This is a genomic window from Pseudazoarcus sp. NS36 (assembly GCF_059703705.1).
In genome coordinates, this window is record NZ_BAAKJA010000003.1 from 374,056 (window position 1) to 380,443 (window position 6,388).

Genomic DNA, 6,388 nt, shown 5'->3' on the forward strand with positions numbered 1-6,388 from the left:
CGTTCAATGGAAATGGTTTGAATCGCCGCCTGTGACGGCGTGTACGTTGTAAAAGACTCCGCACGATACCCGATGTCGATACCGTTTGAGCAGGGCGAAGAATTCACATGACATCGCGGTCATGGCCGCGGCCCAGCCAGCGCAGCAGGTGCGCCGCCCCCGCGCCCGGCAGGGCCGTGAGATAGCCCGTCAGCACTGCGATCACCAGGGCGAGCGGCCACAGATTGTGCTTTGTCGGATCCATCAGGCCCTCGACGAGCACGCGCAGCATCAGGGCGGCCGGCATCGTCATGGCCATGACGTTCAAGCTTGTCATGAACGACGCGCCGCCGCTGAAGCGCAGCAAGAAGGACAGCACGACGACGGTCACCAGGCCGATGCCGAGAAAGGCGTCAGGCAGGTTCAGTTGCCCGTAGGGCGTGAGCCAGAACGGTATGCCGACAAAAAGGAGGCCGAGTGTGAAGGCCGCGAACACGGCGCTGCGTTGCTTGCGTAGCACGATGTACTCCTGTCAAGTGCGCGAGATCCAGCCCGGATGAACAAATGATCTGCGTGCCGAACCATCCGCCGGCCGGAGAGTCCGATAGCGGCCCGCATCACCCGATCAAGCGGGCCATATCAGTCAGGCAAACGCCTTGGAGAAGACATGTTCGGATTGTTCAGAAAGAACCCCCGCAAGGCCTTGCAGCAGCAATATCAGCAGAAGCTTGAGCAGGCCATGCAGTATCAACGCAATGGCGACATCATGAACTATTCATTGCTCAGCGCTGAAGCCGCCGAAATCGAAAAAGAGCTCCAGGCACTGGACGACGAAGCCGGCAGCCAGTGAAGCCTGGTGAATGCGGCGGGCTGCTGGGCGGCGTGACTCAGCGCACGCCCTGCAGTGCCAGGCCGTCGATCGAGCGTGTCACCGGGCAGTTGATGACGATGTCGGTCACCTCCAACGCCAAGGCACCGCGTGCTTCCGCGGCCAGCACAGCTTCTTCGGATTGCAGCTCGGTGATTGCGTCTGCGTGCAGCCAGCGCACCATCACCACGCGCCACAAGGGGCTGTATGCGCGATCGGCATTGTTGCCGCCGGTCGGCGCCGGTGCCGACTGGAATACGCCGATCTGCTCGCCGCCGGCAAACTTGTACACCCGCGACGTAAGCGCCTGCGGTCCCTGCATTGAGGCCGCAACCGCCAGGCGCGGCACGTAGTTGATGCCCTGCGCCTGGGCCATGGCGCGGTCGGACACATCGGTCGTCACATACTCCACGATCTGCCCCTCGAACCACGCCCGTTGCAGCGGCAGCGCGGTTTCACTGCCCCCTGCGTCGAAGCGCGGCCCGGCGCAGGCCGTGAGCAGCAAAGCGGCAATCATCGCGAAGTGCTGTCGTTTCATCGTGGTTGTTCATCCAGGTAGTTGGAGATTTCGATCAGGTTCGCGTCGGGATCGCGCACATACACGGACTGGATCGGTCCAGTGGCGCCGGTGCGGCGAATCGGGCCGTCCGTAACCGGCACGCCGGCCTCGGTCAGATGGCGCACCACTTCGTCGAGCGGCGTGCGCGTGATCAGGCGCAGATCAATCGAGCCCGGCGTGGGTGCCGCAGCCTTGGGCTCAAACTCGTTCCCCTGTTCGTGCAGGTTGAACTTCTGTGCCCCGAAGGCCAGCGCCTTGCGTCCCTCCTCGCCGAAGCTCACCACCTCCATGCCGAAAGCACGAGCATAGAACGCACAGGTGAGCTCGATGCTCTTCACGGTGAGAACGAGGTGGTCGAGGCGGTCTATGAGCATGGTGGCTCCGTTACAAGGCAGGACCGCGATGATGCCGCGGTGCGGCTCCGCCGCCCAGAGGAAGGTGTCAGCGCGACACCTTGCTGAAGAACGCCCACATCACGTCGTTGGCATCAAGCGCCTGCGAGGCGTCTTCCTTGCCGCGTCGCACGCTCTGCGCTCCCGGCCAGGAGTGCCCGCCCTGTTCCGTCACACACAGCTGCACCGCCGCATTGTCGCGGCAGCCACTGTAGCGTTCGCAATACGCGCCGGGCGTTTCGAGCACGCGCACCGGGAGCGCCTCGCAGCGGTTGCGCCCGACCCAGCGCGCCACCGTGTCGGGCACGGAAACGAAGTCCATCACCTTTGATTCATCGCGAAACGCATCCGGCCCCGCGCCGCCGTTGAACAACACATGCGTATCGTTGCGCGCGTGGATGTGCAGCACCGGCACCGTGCGCGATGGTTTGCATTCCGGCGCGGCCTCGGTGCCGGCCACTGACGCCACCGCACGGAACAGATCGGCCGCCTCGCAGGCCAGCCGGTAGGCCATCATCCCGCCGTTGGACATGCCCGTGGCAAAGATGCGCGCCGGGTCGATCTTCACGCGCGACTGCACCTCGGCCACCACTGCCCGCACCAAGCCCACGTCGTCGCTGTTGCGGTCGCGCGCATCGCCGCAACAGCCGCCGGCATTCCAGGTGGCCAGCCGGCCGCGCGGAAACTTGCTGTAGCCGTTCGGAAACACCACCACAAAGCCCTCGCGGTTGGCCTTGCCGATCAGGCCGTAGCGCTCGTCGTCAGCCATGTAGGCCGCGTGCCCGCCGCCACCGTGCATGGCCACCACCAGCGCTGCGGGCCGGCCCGGGTCCAGGTCGGCCGGAACATGCAGCACATAGTTGCGCGTGTCGCCGGCGAAACGCAGGGTGCGCTCATGGGTGCCCGCTGGGCTTGTGTCGGCGTCGGCCGCGGCGCGGCGTTCGCGCCAGGAGGAGAGGTCATTGGCGCAGGCAGCGGTGGTGGCGAGCAAGGCTGCGGCGGCCAGTGCGGCAAAGGCAGGTTTCATGATGAACTCCGCTCATGGCTGGCGGTGTACGGGTCGGAACAGGCCGGGCAGTCGGATGCCTGGCGCATGCCGGTGCCCGGTTTTGTCATGACATTGTGTAGCCAAATGCGCCGTGCGTGTCGGACCTATACGGGTTTCGATACCCGCTTCTTTACGCGGTACATGGCGTGATCCGCGTGGTTCAGCAGCGTGGTGGAATCCTCTCCGTCTGCCGGATAGCAGGCAACGCCGATGCTGCAGGATGGCATCTCGAGGTCGCCAAACTCCGCGCCCAAGGGTTCAGCCATCACCTGGAGGATCTGATCCACCTTGGCGGTGGCAGACTCGGTCGACTGGATGTCTGCCAGCAGCACAATGAATTCGTCACCGCCCATGCGCGCGACGGTGTCGGATTCGCGTACGCAGCGCTCCAGCCGCCGTGCCACTGCGCACAGCAGGCGGTCACCCATGGCATGGCCATGGACATCGTTGATGCGCTTGAAGTCGTTGATGTCTACGAACAGCAAGGCCAGAGTCCCTTTGCGGCGGCGGGCCGAGCGCAATGCCGTGTTGAGGCGGTCGTAGAACAGCGACCGGTTGGTCAGCTTCGTCAGCGGATCGTGGTGCGCCATGAACCGCAATTCCGCCTCGGCCTGCATCAGCGCCGTCACGTTCCGTGCGACGCCGATCCGCACGCCCTCTTCTTCGGACCAGCGCGCGGCCCACAGAATGTGTACGACGCTGCCGTCCTTGCGCAGATAGCGGTTCCGGAAGTCGATGTGAGGCTGACCTTCCATCACCCGGCGCGCGGCCGCCAGCGTGCTCGCACGATCATCCGGGTGCATGTAGCCGGTGATCAAGGTGCCGATCATCTCGTCGGCTTCGTAGCCAAGCAGTGTGTTGCACGTGTCACTGACAAAAACGATCCGGTTGTCGGCATCGACGACGAACACCGTATCCATCAGCAGGTTGATGAGTTTCGGATAGAGCGCGGTCAGGTCGGCTGGCATGGGCGGGATGGTTCGCTTCTCGGATCGCGAAGGGTACAGGCGACAGATTAACGCGGATCACGCTTTCTATATCGAACTCTGCCCCATCCAGCGGCAAGCCTGTCAGCGCCGGCGTGTGGCAAACCACGCATGAATCAGCCCCGCCTGATAGAACGCCACCGGCGCATCAAACCCGCCCGCCGCAATCAGCGCCGCCGTCTCGGCCGGCGGCAGCACGCCCACATCCTTCTGATACGCCGCGCGCATCTGCGCCACCGCCTCGGGCGAAATGCCTGCGCCCGACATCATGCAGCACCACACTGCCAGTTGGGCGTCGTACTCCTTTGAGCGCACATCTGCCGACAGGTCCGAGCTGGCCAGCATGCCGCCCGGCTTCAAGCGTGCCGAGATTTCGCCATAGAAGCCGATGCGCGCATCGCGATCCAGAATGAACTGAGAGACCAGAAAGCAGGTGGAGGCGTCGAATGGCTGCGCATCCGTCAGTGAATTCAGAAAGCCCTCGTGAAACGTGCAGCGATGCGCGATGCCCGCCTCTTTGGCCTTGGTCCGGCACATCGCCAGCATCGCGCCCGATGGCTCCACCGCCGTGAAGGTCCAGCCCGGAAAGCGGCCGGCCAGATGCAGCATCTCCGCCCCCGTGCCGGCTCCCACGCACAGCACACGCGCGTCGGCAGGCAAGTCGGCAAACACCGACTCCAGCAGGAAATGCAGCCCCTCGCGGATCGGCGCGGTGCGCTCCCATCGCTGGTCGTAGACGGCGGCTTGTTGGTCGAAGATGGCTTTGATTTCGTCGTCGTTCACGAGTGTCTCAAGGGTGGAGGCTCAATGGCCGGACAAACCGCGTAGGACGCAATAAGCAACGCGCATTGCGCCGCATTAAAATGATCAGGGACATCCTCCGAAATGCCTTTCAGTGATGGCGTTGTACGCGGAAGGCATTGCTGGGTCGGCCAAGCAATTCAATCCGAATCACCTCGGCCAGAGTGAAATTCCATCAGGCGTTTTGCAAATAAAACCAACGGCACAAGCATTACCAACAACCATGGCACAAAGATAAAACCCACAAAAGTCATCGCAATGCTTAGTCCCGCCGAAACAGACCCGGTAACAGGGAAGAACCCCCCGATCCTCCTATCAAAAACCCAGAACACGCCCATGACAAAAAAGACGACCCACGCATAGGAAGTGCTGAGCGTGAGAATCATCTGCCCAAGGTCGAGTTCATTGAACCTCATGAGACCTGAGTAGCTAATGCCAAGGAACCAGTATGCAACTAGCAGCGCTGTGCACAACATTATCCCCCTCAAGACCTTCAGTATCAGGAGGTCTCTTGCTGACAAAGGCTCATCGATGGCACCGCTACTTGAATCGCCATGATCGTCCATCGATCACTATCCTCTTAAGTCAAATAATGTGGACTATTCGGACCTGGTGCCGTCACGCAAAACTTCATAGCGCAGCTCGGCCATCCCAGCCCCCATCTGCTGAACTGACACCAGACGCAGCTCTGGGCTCAGAACCCGGCGCGGAAACACCGGCTTACCCGAGCCAAGGGTGGCCGATCCGATCTGGATGATCATCTCGTCCAGCAGCTCCGCATCATGGAACTGCCCCGCCAGATCACCGCCACCCACGATCCAGATGTTCTTGCCTGCTGCTGCGACCCGCATCTGTGCATGTACGGCCCGCACGTCCCCGCGCACGAAACGAACATCCGCAGCGCCGACACGCTCCAGCTCACGTGTGGAAAACACCCAGGTTGGCTGTGTGTACGGCCATGGCGAACCCGTCTCGGCGGCAACCGCCTCTGCGTTGCGCAGCATCCATTCGTAGGTCGACGCACCCATAGCCAACGCACCCACCGCCTCAATGAATGCCGGATAGCTGGAGTTGTTCAGGTCGCCAAGCGGGAAAAGCCAATCCAGCGAGTCATCCTCGGTTGCAATGAATCCGTCCAGGCTGGTGGCGGTGTAGTACTGCGTTTTCATGGTTCAAGGCCGGTAATTGGCATCAGGCCAGATCTCATTGATCTCGTCGGCCTGCTGCTGTGCGGCGAATCGCTCCCAGACGATCCCGTTCACGTCGGTGTCCTGCGTGAACTCCGTTGCGGCCGGGTCTTCCCACCCCAGATGTCTCAGAGAGCCCGTGCCGCAAGAGAGGTCCTGCCGCACGGAAACATTCAAGAACTCCGTCCGCCACAAGGCGTATTCGCCAGCCACGACCACGCTCGGCTGAACGCCCAGTCGCGACGAATAGTCGGCAACGGTTGCGTCGATCTTGTCGGTGGAGATGGCGATATGGAGTTTCTTCATGGCCTCGGATTCTTGCTTTGGGATTAGACGGCATTCTGTCGCCTGATCAAGATTCGAATGGATTCCGAATAAGGAGCCGTTGTCGGTATAAATTCTAGACCTGACCTGCTCCCCGTTTTCAGTACCACGCTGAACTTAGTAGAGTCCGTTGTCCGAACAGGAGACGGCAGTGAAGAAGCGTTTTACGGAAGAGCAGATTCTGGATTTTCTGAAGCAGGCCGAGGCAGGTGTGCAGGTCAAGGAGTTGTGTCGTCGGCACGGC

General features: G+C 62.0%; 11 protein-coding genes. 2 read left to right on the forward strand and 9 right to left on the reverse strand.

What is annotated here, in order from left to right; translation table 11 throughout:
* Positions 1–103 precede the first annotated feature (103 nt).
* Positions 104–499, reverse strand: coding sequence for a hypothetical protein (locus AC6H0R_RS07050; protein WP_497580642.1), 396 nt, complete (start codon positions 497–499; stop codon positions 104–106).
* A gap of 147 nt (positions 500–646) precedes the next feature.
* Here AC6H0R_RS07050 and AC6H0R_RS07055 point away from each other — a divergent pair, with 147 nt between their 5' ends.
* Complete coding sequence (locus AC6H0R_RS07055; protein ID WP_497580643.1) at positions 647–829, forward strand: DUF6435 family protein; 183 nt, start codon at positions 647–649, stop codon at positions 827–829.
* A gap of 37 nt (positions 830–866) precedes the next feature.
* Here AC6H0R_RS07055 and AC6H0R_RS07060 read toward each other — a convergent pair whose 3' ends face one another.
* The 8 genes from AC6H0R_RS07060 to AC6H0R_RS07095 form a co-directional block, all read right to left on the reverse strand.
* A complete protein-coding gene (locus AC6H0R_RS07060; RefSeq protein ID WP_497580644.1) occupies positions 867–1,385 on the reverse strand; it encodes a DUF7482 domain-containing protein in 519 nt (172 codons plus the stop codon).
* The gene (locus AC6H0R_RS07065; protein WP_497580645.1) at positions 1,382–1,780 is read right to left on the reverse strand and encodes a VOC family protein; all 399 of its coding nucleotides are present in this window, start codon (positions 1,778–1,780) and stop codon (positions 1,382–1,384) included. Before AC6H0R_RS07065 ends, AC6H0R_RS07060 begins: the two co-directional genes overlap by 4 nt.
* 67 nt (positions 1,781–1,847) lie before the next feature.
* Entirely contained in the window at positions 1,848–2,825 is a 978-nt protein-coding gene (locus tag AC6H0R_RS07070; protein WP_497580646.1) for an extracellular catalytic domain type 1 short-chain-length polyhydroxyalkanoate depolymerase, read from the reverse strand.
* 125 nt (positions 2,826–2,950) lie between these two features.
* Positions 2,951–3,814 carry a diguanylate cyclase domain-containing protein gene (locus AC6H0R_RS07075; RefSeq protein ID WP_497580647.1) on the reverse strand — a complete coding sequence of 288 codons (864 nt, stop codon included), beginning with the start codon at positions 3,812–3,814 and terminating at the stop codon, positions 2,951–2,953.
* 102 nt (positions 3,815–3,916) lie between these two features.
* Complete coding sequence (locus AC6H0R_RS07080; RefSeq protein WP_497580648.1) at positions 3,917–4,615, reverse strand: class I SAM-dependent methyltransferase; 699 nt, start codon at positions 4,613–4,615, stop codon at positions 3,917–3,919.
* Positions 4,616–4,773: 158 nt separating this feature from the next.
* A complete protein-coding gene (locus AC6H0R_RS07085) occupies positions 4,774–5,199 on the reverse strand; it encodes a hypothetical protein (RefSeq protein ID WP_497580649.1) in 426 nt (141 codons plus the stop codon).
* 33 nt (positions 5,200–5,232) lie between these two features.
* Positions 5,233–5,802, reverse strand: coding sequence for a dihydrofolate reductase family protein (locus tag AC6H0R_RS07090; RefSeq protein WP_497580650.1), 570 nt, complete (start codon positions 5,800–5,802; stop codon positions 5,233–5,235).
* A gap of 3 nt (positions 5,803–5,805) precedes the next feature.
* Positions 5,806–6,126, reverse strand: coding sequence for a VOC family protein (locus tag AC6H0R_RS07095; RefSeq protein WP_497580651.1), 321 nt, complete (start codon positions 6,124–6,126; stop codon positions 5,806–5,808).
* A gap of 169 nt (positions 6,127–6,295) precedes the next feature.
* On the opposite strand from AC6H0R_RS07095, the gene AC6H0R_RS07100 reads away from it, so the two are divergent.
* Positions 6,296–6,388, forward strand: a 93-nt coding sequence (locus AC6H0R_RS07100; protein ID WP_497580658.1) for a transposase, incomplete at its 3' end; no start/stop codon positions are given.